Annotated in this window: 16 protein-coding genes; 4 read left to right on the forward strand and 12 right to left on the reverse strand. The window is 59.9% G+C overall.

Translation table 11 applies throughout. The features are described from left to right. Positions 1–108 precede the first annotated feature (108 nt). A complete protein-coding gene (locus ACTQ33_RS04705) occupies positions 109–1,017 on the forward strand; it encodes an AAA family ATPase (protein WP_441462526.1) in 909 nt (302 codons plus the stop codon). After that, the gene (locus ACTQ33_RS04710; protein ID WP_441462528.1) at positions 974–2,287 is read left to right on the forward strand and encodes a VWA domain-containing protein; all 1,314 of its coding nucleotides are present in this window, start codon (positions 974–976) and stop codon (positions 2,285–2,287) included. Before ACTQ33_RS04705 ends, ACTQ33_RS04710 begins: the two co-directional genes overlap by 44 nt. A gap of 176 nt (positions 2,288–2,463) precedes the next feature. On the opposite strand, the gene ACTQ33_RS04715 is transcribed toward ACTQ33_RS04710, so the two are convergent. The 3 genes from ACTQ33_RS04715 to ACTQ33_RS04725 are packed head-to-tail and all read right to left on the reverse strand — an operon-like array spanning position 2,464 to position 7,816. Further along, a complete protein-coding gene (locus ACTQ33_RS04715) occupies positions 2,464–5,817 on the reverse strand; it encodes an ATP-binding protein (protein WP_441462530.1) in 3,354 nt (1,117 codons plus the stop codon). Further along, entirely contained in the window at positions 5,756–6,424 is a 669-nt protein-coding gene (locus tag ACTQ33_RS04720; protein WP_441462532.1) for a DUF4194 domain-containing protein, read from the reverse strand. Before ACTQ33_RS04720 ends, ACTQ33_RS04715 begins: the two co-directional genes overlap by 62 nt. Positions 6,425–6,427: 3 nt before the next feature. After that, positions 6,428–7,816: a Wadjet anti-phage system protein JetA family protein gene (locus tag ACTQ33_RS04725; protein ID WP_441462773.1), complete on the reverse strand. Its 1,389-nt coding sequence runs from the start codon at positions 7,814–7,816 to the stop codon at positions 6,428–6,430. A 302-nt stretch (positions 7,817–8,118) separates the two neighbouring features. Between ACTQ33_RS04725 and ACTQ33_RS04730 the strand changes: the two genes are divergently transcribed. Beyond that, complete coding sequence (locus tag ACTQ33_RS04730; RefSeq protein WP_441462534.1) at positions 8,119–8,313, forward strand: small, acid-soluble spore protein, alpha/beta type; 195 nt, start codon at positions 8,119–8,121, stop codon at positions 8,311–8,313. A gap of 55 nt (positions 8,314–8,368) precedes the next feature. Here ACTQ33_RS04730 and hydF read toward each other — a convergent pair whose 3' ends face one another. From hydF to ACTQ33_RS04750, 4 genes are read right to left on the reverse strand one after another with little or no spacing between them, the layout of a single operon-like run. Then, the gene (gene hydF, locus ACTQ33_RS04735; protein WP_441462536.1) at positions 8,369–9,562 is read right to left on the reverse strand and encodes a [FeFe] hydrogenase H-cluster maturation GTPase HydF; all 1,194 of its coding nucleotides are present in this window, start codon (positions 9,560–9,562) and stop codon (positions 8,369–8,371) included. Positions 9,563–9,571: 9 nt separating this feature from the next. After that, complete coding sequence (gene hydG, locus ACTQ33_RS04740; RefSeq protein WP_441462538.1) at positions 9,572–10,987, reverse strand: [FeFe] hydrogenase H-cluster radical SAM maturase HydG; 1,416 nt, start codon at positions 10,985–10,987, stop codon at positions 9,572–9,574. A 41-nt stretch (positions 10,988–11,028) separates the two neighbouring features. After that, positions 11,029–12,078: a [FeFe] hydrogenase H-cluster radical SAM maturase HydE gene (hydE, locus tag ACTQ33_RS04745; RefSeq protein WP_441462540.1), complete on the reverse strand. Its 1,050-nt coding sequence runs from the start codon at positions 12,076–12,078 to the stop codon at positions 11,029–11,031. Next, positions 12,071–12,325 carry a TM1266 family iron-only hydrogenase system putative regulator gene (locus tag ACTQ33_RS04750; RefSeq protein ID WP_441462542.1) on the reverse strand — a complete coding sequence of 85 codons (255 nt, stop codon included), beginning with the start codon at positions 12,323–12,325 and terminating at the stop codon, positions 12,071–12,073. Before ACTQ33_RS04750 ends, hydE begins: the two co-directional genes overlap by 8 nt. A gap of 257 nt (positions 12,326–12,582) precedes the next feature. Between ACTQ33_RS04750 and ACTQ33_RS04755 the strand changes: the two genes are divergently transcribed. After that, positions 12,583–14,109: an ASKHA domain-containing protein gene (locus tag ACTQ33_RS04755; RefSeq protein WP_441462544.1), complete on the forward strand. Its 1,527-nt coding sequence runs from the start codon at positions 12,583–12,585 to the stop codon at positions 14,107–14,109. 77 nt (positions 14,110–14,186) lie between these two features. Here ACTQ33_RS04755 and ACTQ33_RS04760 read toward each other — a convergent pair whose 3' ends face one another. From ACTQ33_RS04760 to ACTQ33_RS04780, 5 genes are all read right to left on the reverse strand, one after another. Then, positions 14,187–14,645, reverse strand: a complete 459-nt coding sequence (locus ACTQ33_RS04760) for a GNAT family N-acetyltransferase (protein WP_441462546.1) — start codon at positions 14,643–14,645, stop codon at positions 14,187–14,189. Between the two features lie 43 nt (positions 14,646–14,688). Next, positions 14,689–15,135: a GNAT family N-acetyltransferase gene (locus ACTQ33_RS04765; protein WP_441462548.1), complete on the reverse strand. Its 447-nt coding sequence runs from the start codon at positions 15,133–15,135 to the stop codon at positions 14,689–14,691. Between the two features lie 110 nt (positions 15,136–15,245). Further along, a complete protein-coding gene (locus ACTQ33_RS04770) occupies positions 15,246–16,322 on the reverse strand; it encodes a 6-phosphofructokinase (RefSeq protein ID WP_441462550.1) in 1,077 nt (358 codons plus the stop codon). A gap of 91 nt (positions 16,323–16,413) precedes the next feature. Further along, complete coding sequence (locus tag ACTQ33_RS04775) at positions 16,414–17,157, reverse strand: ABC transporter ATP-binding protein (protein WP_441462552.1); 744 nt, start codon at positions 17,155–17,157, stop codon at positions 16,414–16,416. After that, positions 17,154–17,924 (reverse strand): ABC transporter ATP-binding protein, encoded by a 771-nt coding sequence (locus ACTQ33_RS04780; protein ID WP_441462554.1) that lies wholly within the window; start codon positions 17,922–17,924, stop codon positions 17,154–17,156. Before ACTQ33_RS04780 ends, ACTQ33_RS04775 begins: the two co-directional genes overlap by 4 nt. Between the last annotated feature and the right edge of the window lie 9 nt (positions 17,925–17,933).

Raw genomic sequence — 17,933 nt, forward strand, 5'->3', positions numbered from 1 at the left:
CCGAGGCAGTTTTGCCCCGGCTTTTGGCAATGGTACCCAATAGACGCACCCTTTTCCCTATGATATCATAGGAGTAACAATTATCATAGAAACAAGGTGGAATTTCCTATGACGCTGGACGAATTGAAACAAAAACTGGACGAAGCCAACTATATTTATGATGATACCCTGGCTACGGTGCTGGCCGTTTCCCTACAGTTGGGCCGCCCGCTGCTCATTGAGGGCGCGGCCGGTGTGGGCAAGACGGAGATTGCCAAGGTCATGGCCTCGGCCCTGGGCCGGGACCTGGTGCGGCTCCAGTGCTATGAGGGTCTGGACGAAAGCAAGGCCCTGTATGAGTGGAACTATCAGAAACAGCTGTTGTCCATCCAGGTCAATATGAACAGCGACGACAAGGACGCTCTGACCCGCAGTCTGTTCAGCGATGAGTACCTGCTGGAGCGGCCCCTGCTCCACTCCATCCGGTCGGAAAAGCCCGTGGTGCTGCTCATCGACGAAATCGACAAGGCCGATGAGGAATTCGAGGCGTTCTTGCTGGAGCTGCTGTCGGATATGCAGGTGTCCATCCCCGAAATCGGTACCATTCCGGCCAAGACCATTCCCTTTGTGGTGCTGACCTCCAACCGGGCCCGGCCCCTGTCGGAAGCCCTGCGCCGCCGCTGCGCCTATCTGTACATTCCCTATCCCGATCTGGACAAGGAGCTGGCCATTCTTCGGGCCAAGATGCCCCATCTGGATGATCAGCTGCGGCTCCAGGTGGCCAAGGCCGTCCAGAGTCTTCGCAACAACGAAGCCATTTTGAAAAAGCCCTCCATTGCCGAAACGCTGGACTGGGCCGCTGCCCTGGATGCGCTGGGCGTCCGGGAGCTGACCCCCGACGCCATCCGCAACACCGCCGGATTCCTGCTGAAAAACACCGAGGATATCGAGTGCATGCACGACACCGGCGATGCTGATTGCGGCTGCGGCGGACATGACCACCACAACTGCGGCTGCGGAGGCCATCACCATGGTTGAGCCGGGCGTCTACCTGGAAAAGCTGTCGTGGTTTTCCCGACTGCTCCGGGAGGAAGGGCTGACCGTCGGCACCCAGGAGACGCTGGACGCCGGTAAAATCCTGGTGGCGTTGGGCGTGGAGGACCGGGAGCAGGTCAAGACGGCCCTGCGGACCGTCTACGCCAAATCCCGGGAGGAACAGAACCTCTTTGACCGGGTCTTTGACGGCTTCTTTCTCTCAGAAGAGCGGATGCGCCAGCTGGCCAAGGAGTATCTGGAACAGCAGCAGCGAGAGCAGCAGATTCAGGAGCAGGCCCGGGAGGATTTGGAAGTCAACGGCAAGCCCATGGAGCTGACAGAAGAACAGCGCAGCATCTATATGACCATGCCGGAGGAGGCAAGGGAGAAACTGCGCCGGTTCCGGGAGACTTTTCAGGACACAGCCGAGCGGAGCCCCAAGCTGTATGATAACTTTATCAAATCGGTTTTTGTCAAAACGATTTTGGAAGAGCAGCTGCGTATGGAGGACGCCGGGCTGGGCTGCATGGCTGCCGATCCGGAAATCGGTATCCTCTATCGGGATATCTCCCGGTTCCGGGACACGGAGATTCCCAAGGCCATCACCATCATTCAGTCCATTTCCCAGCAGATCAACGGCGAGCTGTCGGCCAGCCGCAAGCATCGGGGCCACAGCGGCAAATTGGATTTCCGCCGCACCATCCGCAAGGGTTTGGAAACGGGCGGCAGCTTTTATCATCTTCACTACAAGAAAAAACGCCAGAGAAAAAAGCATCTGGTGCTGCTCTGCGACGTGTCCGGTTCCATGATGCAGTTTTCGGAGTTCGCCCTGCGGTTCATACAGTCATTGAACCATGTTTCGGAAAGCTCCCGGGCCTTTGTGTTCTCCGAAGCGCTCCATGAGGCCGACGCGTTCAGTTTACAGAATATGGACCTGTTCCGGTCCTCCATCCGGGAATCGGGCCTGTACGGCAAGGGTACGGACCTGGGCAGCGCTTTGGAGGAACTGCTCACGATGCAGCCGGCCATTCTCAACCAGTCCACCACCCTGATCATCCTGTCGGACACCAAGACGGTGGACCAGCCCCGGGCCATCCGGGCGCTGCTGGAGGCCAAACGACAGGCGGGCCGGGTGTTGATTCTCAATCCCATTCCTGAGAGCAAATGGCCCTATCTCAAGAGCGCCCAGGCATTTGGCGCCGTGTGCTCCATGGTGTCCTGCTCTACGCTGAATGCTTTGGCCGCCGCTTGCCGCCGCCTTTCCGATACGTAAGCGCGGCAAAGAATTTCGCCTGTTGCGACGGGCGACCGGGGCGCCGCCCCTGGACCCCGCGATTTTTGAAAAATCGAGTAAACTTTTATCGCTTTGTGCTGCAAAACCATAAAGTCTTATACCACAGAATAACAGCTGACCCCCGCTGTACCGTTTGGTACGGCGGGGGCGGTTTTTTATTCTGCCCGTTCCTTGCTGTAGGGCAGAATCTGCATCCGATATTTGTCCTTGCACACCAGGAGCGTCCGGTCGGCTTCCGGCATAATATCCGGCAGCTTATCCGGCGGCGTACAGATGATGGCCTGCAATCCCATCTTCCGCAGCAGGCGAATGCTCTCCACAATGCGCTCGCTGTCCATTTTGTTGAATGCCTCGTCGAAGATCACCAGACGCACCGTGTTACCCAGGCCCGACGGGTCGTTGACCCGATACAACTGGGCAAAGGAGGCCAGCACCGCAATATAGAACGGTGTCTGGGTCTCGCCGCCGGACTTGGTGTTCAGCGTCCTGGACAGCAGCTGGCGGTTGCCGTTGCCGTCGGTGGTCTCCAGATCAAACCGGAGGTACGTCCGGAAATCCGTATACCGTTCAATATTCTGCTGGAGCTCGCTCTGCTGCCGGGCGTTGTGCTCCGTATCGTCGGACCCGGCAATACGGGAAAACAAATCCTCAATCAGCGGCCCGTACTTCTGCTGGAACGGCAGAGCGAACAGTCCCCCCTCGCCCTCCATCAGTTCCGGCGACAGGATCATATCGTAATATTCGCCGTAGTCGGGGTTCCGTTCCACCAAAAAGCGGTAGCGGTCTGTTCCAAACTGAGCCCGTTCCAGCGCCCGGTTCAGATTGCGCACCTGCTCCTGAACCTGATCGATGCTGGATTTCAGTTTCGCCAGAAAATCATTCTGGAACTGCTCCAAAGCGCTTTCCCGGGCCTTGCGGATTTTTTCCCGGTACTGGGGCAAGGCACTGTCGGCCAAAAGCTGCCGTTCGGCCTCAAATTCATCGTTGTGGGCCGCATCCACGGCAAAGGGACAGGGCCGGTACTGCTGGACGTACTCCCGCCGCAGCCGCAGCAGCTGTTCCCACTGCTGGGCCGCGTGGGCCTCCGTCTCCGGGGCCTGGTCCCGCAGCTGCCGCAGAATGGCGGCGGGTTTTTTCAGTCGGGCCAACGCCTCCCGGTACCGGGGCAGCCCCACGGCTTCCCGGTCCTCCGACGGATAGCGGCCCTCGATGGTCCGTTCCGTCTCCGCCAAAAGCTGCCGCGTCTGGGGCAGTTTTTCCTCCGTCAGCTGCTGGAGTCGGTTGGTCAGCAATCCGCCGTTGCGGTCCTCCTCCCGGAGGGTTTTCCGCAACTGGACGATCTCGCCGTCCAGCCGGGCCATCTCCCGGTCCAGGTCCTCCAGCCACAGCAAATCCAGCCCCTCCAGCTGGGCCTCGATTTGTTCCAGCTGGCCATCCAGCTCGTCCCGTCTGGCGGCGTCGGCCTGCCGCTGGGCCATCTCCTGACAGAATCGGGCGGTGAACAGAACCTCCCGCTTCCGCTGGTCCTCCAGCAGCTGTTCCACCGGCCGCAGCCGCTCCACGGCCTCCTCCTGACGGCGCAATTCTGCCCGCAGTTTTTCCATCCGCAGTGCCACGGCCTTGCGGCCCAGAAAGGCATCCTCCATCCGCTGCCGGGGAATGGGCCGGGCCACATATCCCTGGTACACCATGCCGTCGGCGGTGATGGCTGCTCGGTGCTCCCGCAGCTGTGATACCGTTTCACAGCAAATGACACGGCCCAGGAGGTAGTTTACATAACTTCGAGCCAAGTCGTTATCGGTCTCCACCTTCCGGGCCAGACTGCCCTCCTGGGCGTCGGTCTGCTCCCGCTGGCGGATTTTACCCACGTCCACCAGGCCGTAGGTCTGGCGGCCGTTGCCTTTGAGCGCATCATACAGGGCCAGGGCGTCATCGTAGACTTCCGGCTCCACCAGCAGATAGAACTTCTGGGTATTCAGAAAGCCCTCTACGGCACCGCGCCACGCTTCCTCCCCGTCGGCAATTTCCAGCACATCGGCCAGGATTTCCACCGTGGCGCCGGGGTGGTGGTCTTGCAATCCATCGGTCATCTGCTGTTTCAATTGCAGAAGCCCCGCCGGGTAGTCCTTGACGTTCTTTTGCAGCAAGGCCAGCGTCTCTTCCGTCTCCCGCCGGGTCGTCTGGCTCTGACGGGCCGACGCCGACAGGCTGTAGGCCGCCTGCTGCAACCGGTGGGAAAATTCAGCACAGGCCGCCTGGGCCTGCTCCAACGGTTCCAGGGAACCGGTCAGCAGGGACGCCGCGTTTTCCAGCAGCGGGGCGCAGGCCCGCTCTACTTCCTCCCCCTGCTGCCGCAAAGCGGAGACGGCCTCCAGTTCCGGCCACTGGTCCATCCGGCGGCACAGGTCCGTCAGCTGGGCCGCTTCCTTTTGAATCTCTTCCAAAGCGGCATCAATGTCCCGGCTCAGGCGGCGGCGCTCCTGCTGAAGCCGCCGCTGCTCGGCCTGGAGACGGTGCTGCTCCCGGTAGATGTCGCTCTTTTCCCGCTGAGCCTGCAAGCCGCTTTTCCGCTGCTCCCGGTCAGCAATGGACGCTTCCAATTCCCGGCACCGCTGGGCCGATTCCTCCATGTCCCGGCGGCAGGACGCCTCCTCCTGACGCAGCTGGTCCAACTGCTGGGCCTGCTGTTCCCGCTCGGCCCACAGGCCCAAAAACCGCACCTGCCGCAGCTCTTCGGAGGCTTCCAGCCACCGCTGGTACTGCCGTCCGATGTTGTCCAGCGCTTCCAGCTTCTTTTCCTGCTGCTCGGCCAGCCGTTCGTGGTGCTGATAGTCCCGAATGGTCTGCTGCATGGCTTCAATATCAGGTTTTTCGGGGATATCACAGATATTTTCCGTGATAAACTGCCGGATATCCACAATGGGCCGGAAAGACACGGCCTTTTTCAGCATCCGGCACACCTGATCGGTATGGACGTTCCACTTGCTCAGCAGTTCCTCCCGATACCGCCAGTTGGTGTCAAAAAGCTGTCCGTGGCTGTCAGGCATACTCTTGAGCCAGGCCCGCAGGGACGGAATGCTCATGGTCTGCCGGTTTTCCACAAAACAGTGGCCGGGAATGACGCCGTCATAGAGAAAATACTGCTGGCGCACGGTGCCGTCGTGGCGGCAGTCGAAGACGATGCCCGCCACAAAATCCGCGTCTGCCTGGTCGTCGTGAAATTCACAGGCAATGTAGGACGAAAAATCCTTACCCCGGCGGGATTTGGGGCTGCTGTCGTCCATATCGGCCCGGAGATAGCCCTCCAGGGTCCGCTGGGAACTGTCGTTGGCGGCCTTGTTGAAGTTCCGGGGACTGGTCTCGCCCAGCAGCACAATTTGCAGGGCGTCGATGACGGTGGACTTGCCCGCGCCGTTTTTGCCGGTGAGAAAGTTTACATCGTCGACTTCAATCAGCTGTTTCCCGAAGTACAGCCAGTTCATCAGCAGAATCCGTTTCAGCTTCTTCATCCCGGTCCTCCTCTCTGCCGTTTTGCAGCTGCTCCACGGCAGCTTCCACCCGCTCCGGCGACACCACCGTTAAAATGGTAGGCAGGATGGTGAATTTACAGTCGTTGCGGCTGAAGGTGCCCTCCACCCGCTGAATGACACAGTGGTGTTCAAACAGATTCATGGCCCGGCGCACCAGCCGGACGCTGGGCCGCACCGGCAGCACCGCGTATTCAGTCACCACCAGGTCCAGCAGCTCCCGGACCGTACACAGAACATCCTGTTCCAGTCCGGCCTGCTCCCGGTGCTCCTCATAGTAGAGCCGCAAGGCCAGCAGCAGGGCCGTCTCCTCCCGGGTCAAGACGCAGCGGTTGATCTCGTCGGGATGCTCCACATAGAAGTAGCCGTAGACCTCCTCCTGGTGGAGCCGCCAGCCCATGACGCCCAGATAGTCGGCCACCAGCTGATGGTGAATGGTCAAAAAGGTATAGTCCGGGTCCTGGAACCGGCCCCGATCGGGCAACGTTTGGGTCCGGGCCACATAGGTGCTGCTGAGCAGCCGGTTACACACACGCTGGAACTGTTCCAGCTCCCGGGCCGACAGGGATTGTATGGCTTGCAGGTCCATGGCTTACTCCTTTCTCACAAACCGCAGCTGCGGCAGGGTATATCCGTTCTTGGCGTATTGGCCCTCCAGCCGTTCCACCTCATAGGCGCTGTCCCGGTCGCTGCCATGGAGGGCCGCCAGCAGGCTCAGCACATACTCCCGGTCGTCCCGGAGGGGCAGGTCGTCACTGGTGCAGCCGGTTTCTCCATCCATCCGCGCCAGAACATACGATTCCACGGCTTCCCGGCTGTAGGCCGATTGCAGCAGTTCCGCCGCCTGGGCCTTGGCCTCGTCGCTGACGGTCTCCTCCTCCATCTCCACCGGATGGGTCCGGGGCCGGACCGGCACCCGTTTCCGTTTCCACAGGCTTTTCTCCGTCAAACTCTCCTGGCAATAGAGGGCAAAGCCCAAATCCGACGGCCCTTTTCCGGCGGCCAGGCCGTCCAGCAGCAGCCGCAGGTTGCCGCCCAGGTTCCGGTCCAAATTGCTGAGTGTCTCCAGCTTTTGGGTGGTGGCACGGGTGTAGCGGCGCACCTGCCGGTCGATTTCCGTCAGATAGTCGCTCTCCATGCGCTCGTACTGTTCCTGAATCCAGTAGAGCTTCTCCAGCAGGTCTCCCCGGCACGCTTCCAGCGTGTCGCCCCGCCGGTCCTGGAAGGCCGCCTGGGCCATGGCTTCCAACACCGCGTCGTCCTCCAGCCACTGACTGAGCATCTGCCGGATGGGCACCCGGTATTTGGGGACGGAATCGCGGATTTTCAAAGGCCGGATGTACGCCTCCATGACCCGCTGGCCAAAGTCGTCAAAGTGGGCCGCCAGCACGTCGTTGACGTCCTGCATTTCCATCTGCATACGAAAAAAGCCCTTGATGTTGTGATAGACGGACTTCAACGCCTTGATGAGGGCCATGGTATTGTCGTAGGCGCTGTAGAGGGCCAGCATCTTCTCATAGGCGCTGTCCCCCTCCCGGGCCACTTTCAGCGCAGAATACGTACTGAATACATAGGAATAGCCTCGCTGGGGCGCGTCCTCCCGCAGCTGGTGGAGCAGTTCCAGCAAACGGCTGCTGTAGCCGGGAACAATGAGATATTCCTCAAAGCTCCGCTCCGTCTTGCCCCGCTCCTTTTCAAACCAACCGCGGCTGCACAGTTTACGAATCAGAAACCGGGCCTTGCCGGAGATGTCCCGCAGTTCCTCCTCGTCGATGTCCTCGCCGTCGAAGGTGGCGTCGGCCAGCTGCCGTTCCATCCGGTTGCGCAGAATGGAATAATAGAGCTGCTCCGGAATTTTCAAATGGTCCCGGTACGTCTCATACAGCACCTCCAGCGCCTCGGCATACAGCGCCCGGTTGGGCGACGCCAGAACGGAAAACAGGTCCCCCGGCACGGCTTCAAACAGCTGCAACGACTCCACCTCCCAAATGGTCAAACATGGAAAAAACCGGCTGTAGCAGCCGGTTTTTTCTGCGAACTTCTGACATTATACCTGATATTATCGAATGTTTCAACCCTGCTTCGATTTTTCACGCCACCACATGGCCCCATTTCCGTTGCTTTCCGCTGTTCTCTTTGTCTCTATGCATCCGAAAACCGTGTCTCTCTATTTTTAAAACGGTATCTGTTAAATTGTCCAAAATTTCCCCTGCATATCTGTACAAGCCGCTGGCAATGCTATGACTGTCCGATGGACAAAAGAAATGAAGGAGGAACTTTGTTATGAAGAGCAACAACAACGCTGTCATTCCCGAAGCCCGTGAGGCCCTGGACAAGTTCAAGATGGAGGCCGCTTCCGAGGTCGGCGTCGACCTGAAGCAGGGTTACAACGGTCATCTGACCTCCCGCGAGGCCGGCTCTGTCGGCGGCCAGATGGTCAAGAAGATGATCGAGGAATACGAGCGCAACATGAAGTAATTCCTCCCCAAACGCACAAAGCACCCGGCAGTCTCGGACTGCCGGGTGTTTTGCATTATGGCAGCAGGGCAGCCAATGCCGGAAACGGCGCCAGGGACCGTTTCAGAATCCCGTGGACCTGGGCGATGGCTGTGCCGTAATTGGTGAAGGGTACACCGGCATCGGCGGCACATTTCCTCCGATAGTCCAGTTCCCGGCCGTTGAGCATGCAGCCGCCGCAATGGACCACCACCCGATAGGGCGACAGGTCCTCGGGGAACTCCCGTCCGGAGCAGGTTTCAAATTGCAGGTCTGCGCCGCTGTAGTCCCGCAGCCAGCGGGGCAGCTTGACGGTGCCGATATCCTCGCACTGGCGATGGTGGGTACAGCCCTCGGCAATCAAAATCCGGTCGCCGTCGTGCAGCGCATTCAATGCGGCGGCGCCACGGACCGCGTCCTCCAGAAAGCCCTTATACCGAGCCATCAAAATCGAAAACGACGTCAGTCTCAGTTCCGGCGGCGTCGCCTTGGACACAAAGCCAAACACCTGAGAATCTGTCACCACCAGAGCGGGCCGTTGGCCCAACCGTTCCAGCGCCGTGGGATATTCTGTTTCCCGGACCACCAGCGGCATGGCCCCGGCCTCCAAGGCATCCCGGATCACTTGCTGTTGGGGCAGAATCAGCCGTCCCTTGGGGGCCGATTTGTCGATGGGCACCACCAGAACCAGAAATTCCCCCGGCTGCACCAGATCGCCCACCAGTTTTCCGGTCCGCTCCCCGTTTGGAACCAGTCGGGCAATGCGCTCTTTCAGTTCCCACACACCGTCGCCGGTCAGGGCGCTGACAACCAGGCCGTCGTCCTCTGCCGTGGCTCCCAGGTCGGCCTTGTTATAGGCCACGACATAGGGGATATTTTTCTCCACAAGCAGTGCAACAATCTGTTGATCGATTTCCGTTTTTCCCACGGTGCCATCCACCACCAAAACGGCGCAGTCCACCCGATTCAGTGTCCGTTTCGTCTGCTTGACCCGCAGTTCGCCCAGCTGCCCCTCATCGTCAAAGCCCGGCGTGTCGATGATGACCACCGGCCCCATGGGCAGCAGCTCCATGGCTTTCTGGACCGGGTCGGTGGTGGTACCCTTGACCTCCGACACCACCGACAACTGCTGACCGGTCACGGCGTTGACCAGACTGGATTTTCCCGCATTTCTCCGGCCGAAAAATCCGATGTGGACCCGCTCCGCGGCGGGCGTGTCGTTCATACTCATAGGCCCACCTCAGAACCGGAAGTCCCGGATACCCTGCTCGATTTTTTGCAGGTGGTCGGCACAGATCTCCCGGACCTTGTCCTTGGGGATGTTTTGGAGCTCCGCCTGAATCAGCGCTTCGCCGATGGCTCTTGTCTCCGGGGCGGCATAGTCCATAAGATATTCCTTCAGCGTCATCAGCGCATTGGGATGGCAGCAGTTTTGAATCTGTCCGGCCTTGCAAAGGCTCATAAACCGGTCGCCAGTGCGTCCCTCCCGATAGCAAGCCGTACAGAAGGACGGGATATAACCCAGCTCCATGAGCCAGCGCACCACCTCATCCAACGTTCTCTGGTCAGACACGTCGAATTGCTCCGTGTCCGTGGGCCGCTCCTCCTCCTCGTAGCCGCCGACGGAGGTACGGGAGCCGCCGCTGATCTGGGACACGCCCAGGGGCAGGACCCGTTCTCTTACGGCTTGACTCTCCCGAGTGGAGATGATCATGCCCGTATAGGGTACGGCAATGCGAATCAGAGCGCACAGCTTGGCAAAGGTGTCATCGCTGATGCCGTTGTCAAAGGCGCTGGGGTCAATGTCGTCGGCGTGCTTGATCCGGGGCACGCTGATGGTGTGGGGGCCCACGCCGTGGACGGCCTCCAGGTGCTCCGCGTGCATCAGCAGACCCGCAAACTCATAACGATACCGCTCCAGTCCAAACAGAACACCCAGGCCCACATCGTCAATGCCGCCCTCCATGGCCCGGTCCATGGCTTCCGTGTGGTAGTCATAATCGTGCTTGGGGCCGGTGGGATGCAGCTGCTCATAGCTCTCCTTGTGGTACGTCTCCTGAAACAGGATATAGGTGCCGATACCGGCCTCTTTCAGCATCCGGTACTCCTCCACGGTGGTGGCGGCAATGTTGACATTGACCCGGCGGATGTCGCCGTTTTTGTGGTGGATGGAATAGATGGTTTTGATGCACTCCAGGATGTACTCGATGGGGTTGTTTTTGGGGTCCTCACCGGCTTCGATGGCCAGCCGCTTGTGGCCCATGTCCTGCAAGGCAATGACCTCCTTAGCCACCTCCTCCTGGGTCAGCTTTTTACGGCCGATGTGCTTGTTTTTGGCATGGTAGGGGCAATAGACACAGCCGTTGACGCAGTAGTTGGACAGGTACAGGGGCGCAAACAACACAATACGGTTGCCGTAGAATTTCAGCTTGATCTCCTTGGCCAGATCGTACATCCGCTGGAGCCGCGTCTCGTCCTCACAGGCCAGCAGCACCGAGGCCTCCCGATGGCTCAGACCCTTACATTGGGCCGCCTTGTCCAGGATGGCGTCCACCAGCTCCAGATCGTCCTTGTGGGCGTCGGCATAGGCTAAGGTGTCGAGAATCTCCTGGTGATCGATGAATTCCGTCGCTTTCAGGGAATGGGGGTTGTACATGATACATTCCTTCTTTCTTGCGGGTCAGACCGTCTTTCCCGTCAGAGTGTAGGGGCGTCGCCCCGGGCGACAACGGCTTCATAGCCGATGGCTTGTAAATTGTTTCGCAGCTGGTTTAACCCGTTGGCCGATTCGGCCCCGGTGGCCAGCTTATCATGGTACAAAAGATATTTGCTCCGCACGTCGGCGGGAGACAGATTGGGCATGACCACGTTGGCGCCATGGAGAATGCCCCGCTCCCGTCCCCCCTCCAGGGCCGTACCCAGGGCCGTGGTGGCAGGCAGCAGGACCTTGGGCAGCAGCAGCCGCACCATGGACAACAGGTACAGCGTCAGATCCGCCGAACCGTCCGGTTCAAAAGCAAAGGGGGTGTCCCGATGGCGCAGAAACGGACCCATGCCCACCATATGGGGCTGCAATTCCTGTAAGAACCGCAAATCCTCCACCAGGTTCTCTAAGGTCTGGCCCGGAGACCCCACCATCATGCCGGCGCCCACCTGATACCCCAGCTCCTTGAGGTCGTACAGGCAGCGGATGCGATTTTGCAGCCTCAACTCCGGCGGGTGTAGACGACGGTAGTGGTCGGCGTTGGCCGTCTCATGGCGCAGCAAATACCGGTCGGCCCCGGCCTGTTTCAGTGCGGCATAGCTGTCCCGGCTCCGCTCGCCGATGGACAGGGTCACAGCACAGTCGGGGTGGTTTGTTTTGATGGCGGTGATCAGGTTGCACAGTTTTTCATCGGTCCACCAGCCGTCCTCGCCGCCCTGGAGGACGAAGGTCCGGAACCCCAGGTCATAGCCCGCGTCGCAGCAGGCCAGAATGACCTCTGGAGACAGACGGTACCGTTCCGCCTTATGGTTGCTGCGGCGGATGCCGCAGTAGTAGCAGTCGTTTTTGCAGTAGTTGGTAAATTCGATGAGGCCTCGGAGATAGACCCGGTTGCCGAAGGTCCGGTGTGCCGTCTCCACGGCGGCAATCCGCAAAATCTCCGCCGATTCCGGCGTCCGCTGCTCCAGCAGTTCCAGCAGTTCCCTGTCGCTCAGGGCCTCCCCCGCCGCCAGACGGCGGGCCAGGTCTGCGGCCTTACCCACGGCCGCCTCCGGCATAGGCCGTCTTGGAGCTGACGCCGGGCAGTTTGCCGATTTTGCCGGACAGAGCCGAGATCACGTCCTGGGGCGCGTCCACGGCAATACTCATGATACTGACCTGTTTTTCCCGGTAGGGAATGCCCATGCGGCCGATGATATGTTGGCGGTACTGGTGCAGAATGTCGTTGAGAGCTTCCACCGACGATTCATTTTCCACCAGAATGGCCAACAGCGCAATGCGTGTTTCCATGGTTTGTCCTCCTTGTGAATCGCGCCAAACAAAAAAGCCGCACCCGGAGGGTACGGCAAACAGCGCCCACCCGCTGCCGGGTGTGCGTCGAAAACACCGAACCTTCCATCGCAAAGGGCTTTTTGATGTCAGGATCTTGTTACACAATTTCATGATATACGATACCATATTTTTTGTCCATTGGCAATCCCCTTGTCTTTTCCATGGGTTTGCGGTACCATACTATAAAAATAACCATACAGAAATGGGGACTTTGGATGCAACATCCTTGGATACAAAAACGATGCCTGCACATGACGGACCTGGATACAGACCGCACCGATGACGTCCAGCGCTGTCTGGACGCCCTTTCGGCCCTGGGTCTGGAGGCCCGTCTGCCCCTGGAGCTGGTCCAGTCGTCCTATGAGACGCTGCGCCTGGAACAATTCACCGTGACGTTGGTCCGCAATGGCCGCCACTGGGATGTGACCCGGGTAGAACCCGGCGACACCACCCTCTGTGCCTACGGCGCCGCCGTGGATTTGGGCAGCACCACTGTAGTCATGCGTTTGATGGATTTTACTTCCGGCAGCGTTCTGGCCGAGGACACGGTCCGCAACGGCCAGCGGGCCTACGGCGACGAGATTCTCAGCCGGATTTTCTATACGAAGGACAACCCGGAGCACCGGAAAGAATTGCAGGCCGTCACTGTGGATACCCTGAACACGCTGCTGGATACCGTCTGCGGCGAAGCGGGCGTCGATCCGGAGCAGGTCTGCACCATGGTCATCGGCGGCAACACCACCATGATTCACTTTCTCCTGGGGCTGGATGCTTTCTGTATTTTCCACACGCCGTTCCGGCCCGTCGTCACATCGCCGGGTCTGGTGAGCGGTCCTGCCCTGGGCCTCCATGTCCGGGGGCCGGTCTACTGCTTCCCGGCCACAGCCAACTATCTGGGCGGCGATATCATCAGCGGCCTGCTGGCCACGGGATTGACCCAGCGGGAGGAAACTGCCCTGTTTTTGGACATCGGCACCAATGGAGAAATGGTGGTGGGCAACAACACCTATCTCATCGGCGGCGCGGGCGCAGCGGGTCCGGCGCTGGAGGGCGGCATCAGCCGCAGCGGTATGCGGGCCAGGGCCGGCGCCGTGGACTCCATCACCATCCGGGACGGCGTTCTGACCTGCACAACCATCGAACAGGAAAAGCCGAAAGGCATCTGCGGTTCCGGCATTGTGGATTTGCTGGCCCAGATGCTGCTGGCCGGATGGATGGACCGTCAAGGCACGTTGCAGCCGGAAAAAAGCAGCCGCATTCGCCGGTTTGAGGACCAGTGGGCCATTGCCTACGCCGACGAGTCGGAGAGCGCCACCGGTGAAGCCCTGGTGTTTACCCAGGAGGATATCCGCCAGTTTACAGAGACGAAAGCCGCCGCCCACACCATGGTGGCTGTGCTGCTGAACACCGCCGGTCTGACGCTGGACGACATCGACCGGATTTATCTGGCCGGAGCCTTCGGCCGCCATCTGGATTTGGAGTCGGCCATCACCATCGGCATTTACCCCGACGCCCCCAGAGAAAAATTCCGCAACGTGGGCAACAGCTCCCTGGACGGCGCCTGCGATCTGCTCTGCGGCCGGGTGACGCCGGAGGAAGCCGACCGGGTGGCAAAGGAAATTTACTACCTGGAATTTGCCATGCAGGAGACCTTTGTGGAGGAAATGCGGGCTGCCAGCTTCTACCCCCACACCAATCTGGAACAGTATCCCACGGTTGCCGCCAAGCTGCAACAGCCATAACTAGCAGAATCCCCCCTTTTGATGGACAAAACTTCCCATCAAAAGGGGGGTTTATGCGTTCTGTCGACGGAACCCCGCTACAGCGCCATCACATAAATCTGGCACGGATTGCCCTCGTCCCACAGGGTGGGAAACACCTCAAACTCCCGAAACCCAACGGACTGATAAAACCGGTTGGTGCGGTCGTACACCTCGTATTTCCCCATTTGCACCGTCTTGACTTGCAAAAAGGAACACCCCTGTTCCCGCGCCATGGCTTTTGCCAATTCCAGCAGGGCTGTTCCGATTCCGGCGCGCTGTGCTTCTTTTCGTACCCCCATGGCGGCGATTTCCATGGTATCTTTGCCGGTCTGTTTCAAGTACAAAAATCCCACGGGTCCATTGTCCTGCTGGGCGCAAACATATGGCGCTCCGGCGCTGTCCCGTATATATGCCTCCCGCGCCTCGGGAATTCCAAACCACTCGGGCAGCGCCTCCAGAATCTCCCGTGTAATCCGCGTTTGTTCCTGCCTGTCTGTGATCTTCCTGATCTGCATATGTTTTCCTCCACAGAGTCCCTAAAAACTGTACCAAACGGAATCACTTTTGACAGAGCCGAAGTTCCAGCTCATACAAACCGCCGGTGTGCTGCACGGTGTTTCCCGTTGGCTGAAAGCCGTTTCGCTCATAAAGCCGCTTTGCACCGGTATTGGTGTTGAGAATCCACAGGGTGGGACAGTCCGTACACTGCTGTATGGCAAATGTTAGCAGTTGCGTCCCATATCCCTTATTCTGTTCGCTAGGCAGAACATAGAGATTCTCAATGCGGCTGTCATGGACGGAAACAATCCCCACGGGCTTCTCCTCTGTCAGCAAATAGAGCCGCGCCCCTTTGTCCATCTCAGACGCCAGATACCGCGCCTGCCGTTCCGGCGTATGGAGGGCCAGAAACTCCGGGGTGCAGATCTCCCGGTGGGATGCTTGCCAGCTCTCCGCATGGATAGCCGCGGCCTGCATCAGATTTTCCGGCGTTACCGGTTGAATCATGGTTCTCCCCCTATCCAATTCTTTTAAAAAATTACAGATGGGAAGGGCGCTCCCAGGGAGACGCCCTTCCCATTTCCATACCATCAAACTTGCCTTTTGAACACTGCCGGTCAGCCCAGGCACAGGCCCATACGGCGGGCCACATGGATCATGCCGTGGTCTTCGGGGACCAGACGGCTCTTGCCCGCAATATCCTCGAGCCGGTTTGCCACCACCTGGTTGTTGTTCATGGCCACGGTGACTCCGTAGACCTCCTCCTCCACCAGCTTGGCGGCATAGGTGCCGAACTGGGTCGCCAGAACCCGGTCATAGGGCGACGGACTGCCGCCGCGCTGCATGTGACCGGGAACGCAGAACCGGGTCTCAAACCCTGTCATCTCCTCGATCTGATGGGCAATGCGGTGGGTAGCCGTGGTGATGCCCTGCTCGGCCCGCTTGGCCGCCCGCTCCTTCTTCTTCATCTTGGCTTCCTCCACGTCGTAGACGCCTTCGGCCACAGCCAGAATGGAGAAGTTTTTGCCCTGCTCAGCCCGCTTGGTGATGGCAGCGCAGACGTTTTCAATGTTGTACGGCATCTCCGGAATCAGAATGATATCGGCGCCGCCGGCAATGCCCGCATACAGGGTCAGCCAACCGGCCTTATTGCCCATCAGCTCCACAACCATGCAGCGGCTGTGACTGCCGGCGGTGGTGTGGACCCGGTCAATGGCCTCGGTGGCGATGTCCACAGCCGTGTGGAAGCCAAAGGTCACGTCGGTGCCGTAAATATCGTTGTCAATGGTCTTAGGCAGGCCGATGACATGGAGCCCTTCCTCCGACAGGAGGTTAGCCGTCTTGTGGGTGCCGTTGCCGCCCAGGCACAGGAGACAATCCAGCTTCATCTCTTTATAGTTTTTCTTCATGGCGCTGACCTTGTCCACCTCGTCGTCACCAATGACGCGCATCAGCTTAAAGGGGGTGCGCTTGGTGCCGAGGATGGTGCCGCCCACGGTCAGAATGCCTGAAAATTCGTAGGGCTGCATGACGCGGTAATCGCCGTTGATCAGGCCCGAATAGCCGTTGGCAATACCGATGATCTCCACATTATTGCCCATGCGCTGATACAGCGCCTTGGCCACGCCGCGGATAGTGGCGTTCAGGCCGGGGCAGTCGCCGCCGGAGGTGAGAATACCAATGCGTTTTTTCATAATGAGTACCCCCTTGTATAGACTACCTTTAGAGTACCGATTTCCGGGGCCGTTGTCAAGACAGCAGACCAGTTTGTGGAAAAACTTTCCCTTAAAACGACGCTTCCACCAGCCGTTGGGTATAGGGGGACCGGGGTTGGAGCAATACCTGGTCGGTATCGCCCAATTCCTCCACCACGCCGCCCCGCAGCACCAGAACGCGGTTACAAAACTGCTGCACCAGGGACAGGTCATGGCTCACAAAGACAAAGGCCATGCCCTGCTGCCGCAGTTCGTTCAGCAGCTCCATAATCTGGGCCTGTACCGTCACATCCAGAGACGCTGTGGCCTCATCGCACAGCAGCAGCCGGGGCTGTGGGGCCAGCGCACGGGCAATGGCGGCCCGTTGGCACTGGCCGCCGCTGACCTCATGGGGATAACGGCTCGCCAGCTCCGGCGGCAAGCCGCAGCGCTCCAACAGAGATGCCGTCTCCTCTGCTGCCCGGTTCCGGGGCACGCCGTAATTGACCAAAGCCTCTCCGATGGCCCCGCCCAATGTCTGGCGGGGGTCGAAAGAATCCTGGGGCATCTGAAAGACCATCTGCATGGTCTGCCAGACGGCACGGCGCGGCATGGTCTCCAAGGGCTTGCCCTCCAATAACACCTGTCCCAACGAAACGGGCAGCAGTCCGACCAATGCACGCAGCAGCGTCGTTTTGCCGCTGCCCGACTGGCCCACCACCCCCAACGCTTCGCCGGGGGACAACGTCAGGGACACATGATCCAGGGCCGTCACCATCTGCCGTCCCCGGCGAAAGGTCCGGCACACGTCTTGGGCTTCCAGCAGCGGCGTCATAAGTTCCTCCTCAATCGCGGCACGGCGGCCAGCAGCCGCCGGGTGTACTCGGTTTGGGGTGTGGTGAGCACCTGGGCGGCGCTCCCCTGCTCCACGGTCCGGCCATTCTTCAAAATCAATACCCGGTCAGCCACCGATTCCAGCAGGGCCAGATTATGGGTCACCAGAACCATGGCCGTGCCCCGGTCCCGGCGCAGATGTCCCAAGGTCTCCATGACCTCCCGCTGGACCAGCACATCCAATGCCGAGGTGGGTTCGTCGCACAGGAGCAGCTCCGGCTCCAGCAGCATCGCCAGCAGCAGGCCCACCCGCTGGCACATACCCCCGGACAGCTCCATGGGGTAGCTCCGCAGAACGCGGACACCCTCCGGCAGACCCAGCTGTTCCATCAGGGGCAGGGCCAGCCGTTCCGCCTCCCGGCGGGAGACACCCCGGCCCAAGACCTGCCGGACCAGGGCCTCCACGGTGCGGACCGGACAGAGGGAGGCCCCGCTGTTCTGGAAGACCATCCCCATACGGTGGCCCCGTAAGGCCCTCCACTGGCGTTCGGTGGTCAGCACCGTACCGTCAAAGGCCATGGTTCCCCCGATAACAGCCCCGCCGTGGGGCAGCAGCCCCAGCACCGCCCGCAGAATGGTGCTTTTGCCGCTGCCGGACTCTCCGGCCACCCCCAGAATTTCCCCCGGCTCCACGGTAAAGGACACATCCTCCACCACCGGGCGGCGGTCATAGGCGATATGGAGTTGTCGGACCTCCAGCAGGGCCATGGAACCCCC

It is taken from the genome of Candidatus Avoscillospira sp. LCP25S3_F1 (assembly GCF_052117125.1).
Taxonomy (GTDB): domain Bacteria; phylum Bacillota; class Clostridia; order Oscillospirales; family Oscillospiraceae; genus Avoscillospira_A.

Bases quoted from the DNA above. Each gene is read 5' to 3' on its own strand.
- ACTQ33_RS04750 (WP_441462542.1), bottom strand. From the start codon at position 12,325: ATGGAAACACGCATTGCGCTGTTGGCCATTCTGGTGGAAAATGAATCG.
- ACTQ33_RS04710 (WP_441462528.1), top strand. From the start codon at position 974: ATGACCACCACAACTGCGGCTGCGGAGGCCATCACCATGGTTGAGCCG.
- ACTQ33_RS04755 (WP_441462544.1), top strand. From the start codon at position 12,583: ATGCAACATCCTTGGATACAAAAACGATGCCTGCACATGACGGACCTG.
- ACTQ33_RS04730 (WP_441462534.1), top strand. From the start codon at position 8,119: ATGAAGAGCAACAACAACGCTGTCATTCCCGAAGCCCGTGAGGCCCTG.
- ACTQ33_RS04720 (WP_441462532.1), bottom strand. From the start codon at position 6,424: ATGGACCTGCAAGCCATACAATCCCTGTCGGCCCGGGAGCTGGAACAG.
- ACTQ33_RS04760 (WP_441462546.1), bottom strand. From the start codon at position 14,645: ATGCAGATCAGGAAGATCACAGACAGGCAGGAACAAACGCGGATTACA.
- ACTQ33_RS04775 (WP_441462552.1), bottom strand. From the start codon at position 17,157: ATGACGCCGCTGCTGGAAGCCCAAGACGTGTGCCGGACCTTTCGCCGG.
- hydG (WP_441462538.1), bottom strand. From the start codon at position 10,987: ATGTACAACCCCCATTCCCTGAAAGCGACGGAATTCATCGATCACCAG.
- ACTQ33_RS04780 (WP_441462554.1), bottom strand. From the start codon at position 17,924: ATGGCCCTGCTGGAGGTCCGACAACTCCATATCGCCTATGACCGCCGC.
- ACTQ33_RS04715 (WP_441462530.1), bottom strand. From the start codon at position 5,817: ATGAAGAAGCTGAAACGGATTCTGCTGATGAACTGGCTGTACTTCGGG.
- ACTQ33_RS04765 (WP_441462548.1), bottom strand. From the start codon at position 15,135: ATGATTCAACCGGTAACGCCGGAAAATCTGATGCAGGCCGCGGCTATC.
- hydF (WP_441462536.1), bottom strand. From the start codon at position 9,562: ATGAGTATGAACGACACGCCCGCCGCGGAGCGGGTCCACATCGGATTT.
- ACTQ33_RS04770 (WP_441462550.1), bottom strand. From the start codon at position 16,322: ATGAAAAAACGCATTGGTATTCTCACCTCCGGCGGCGACTGCCCCGGC.
- ACTQ33_RS04705 (WP_441462526.1), top strand. From the start codon at position 109: ATGACGCTGGACGAATTGAAACAAAAACTGGACGAAGCCAACTATATT.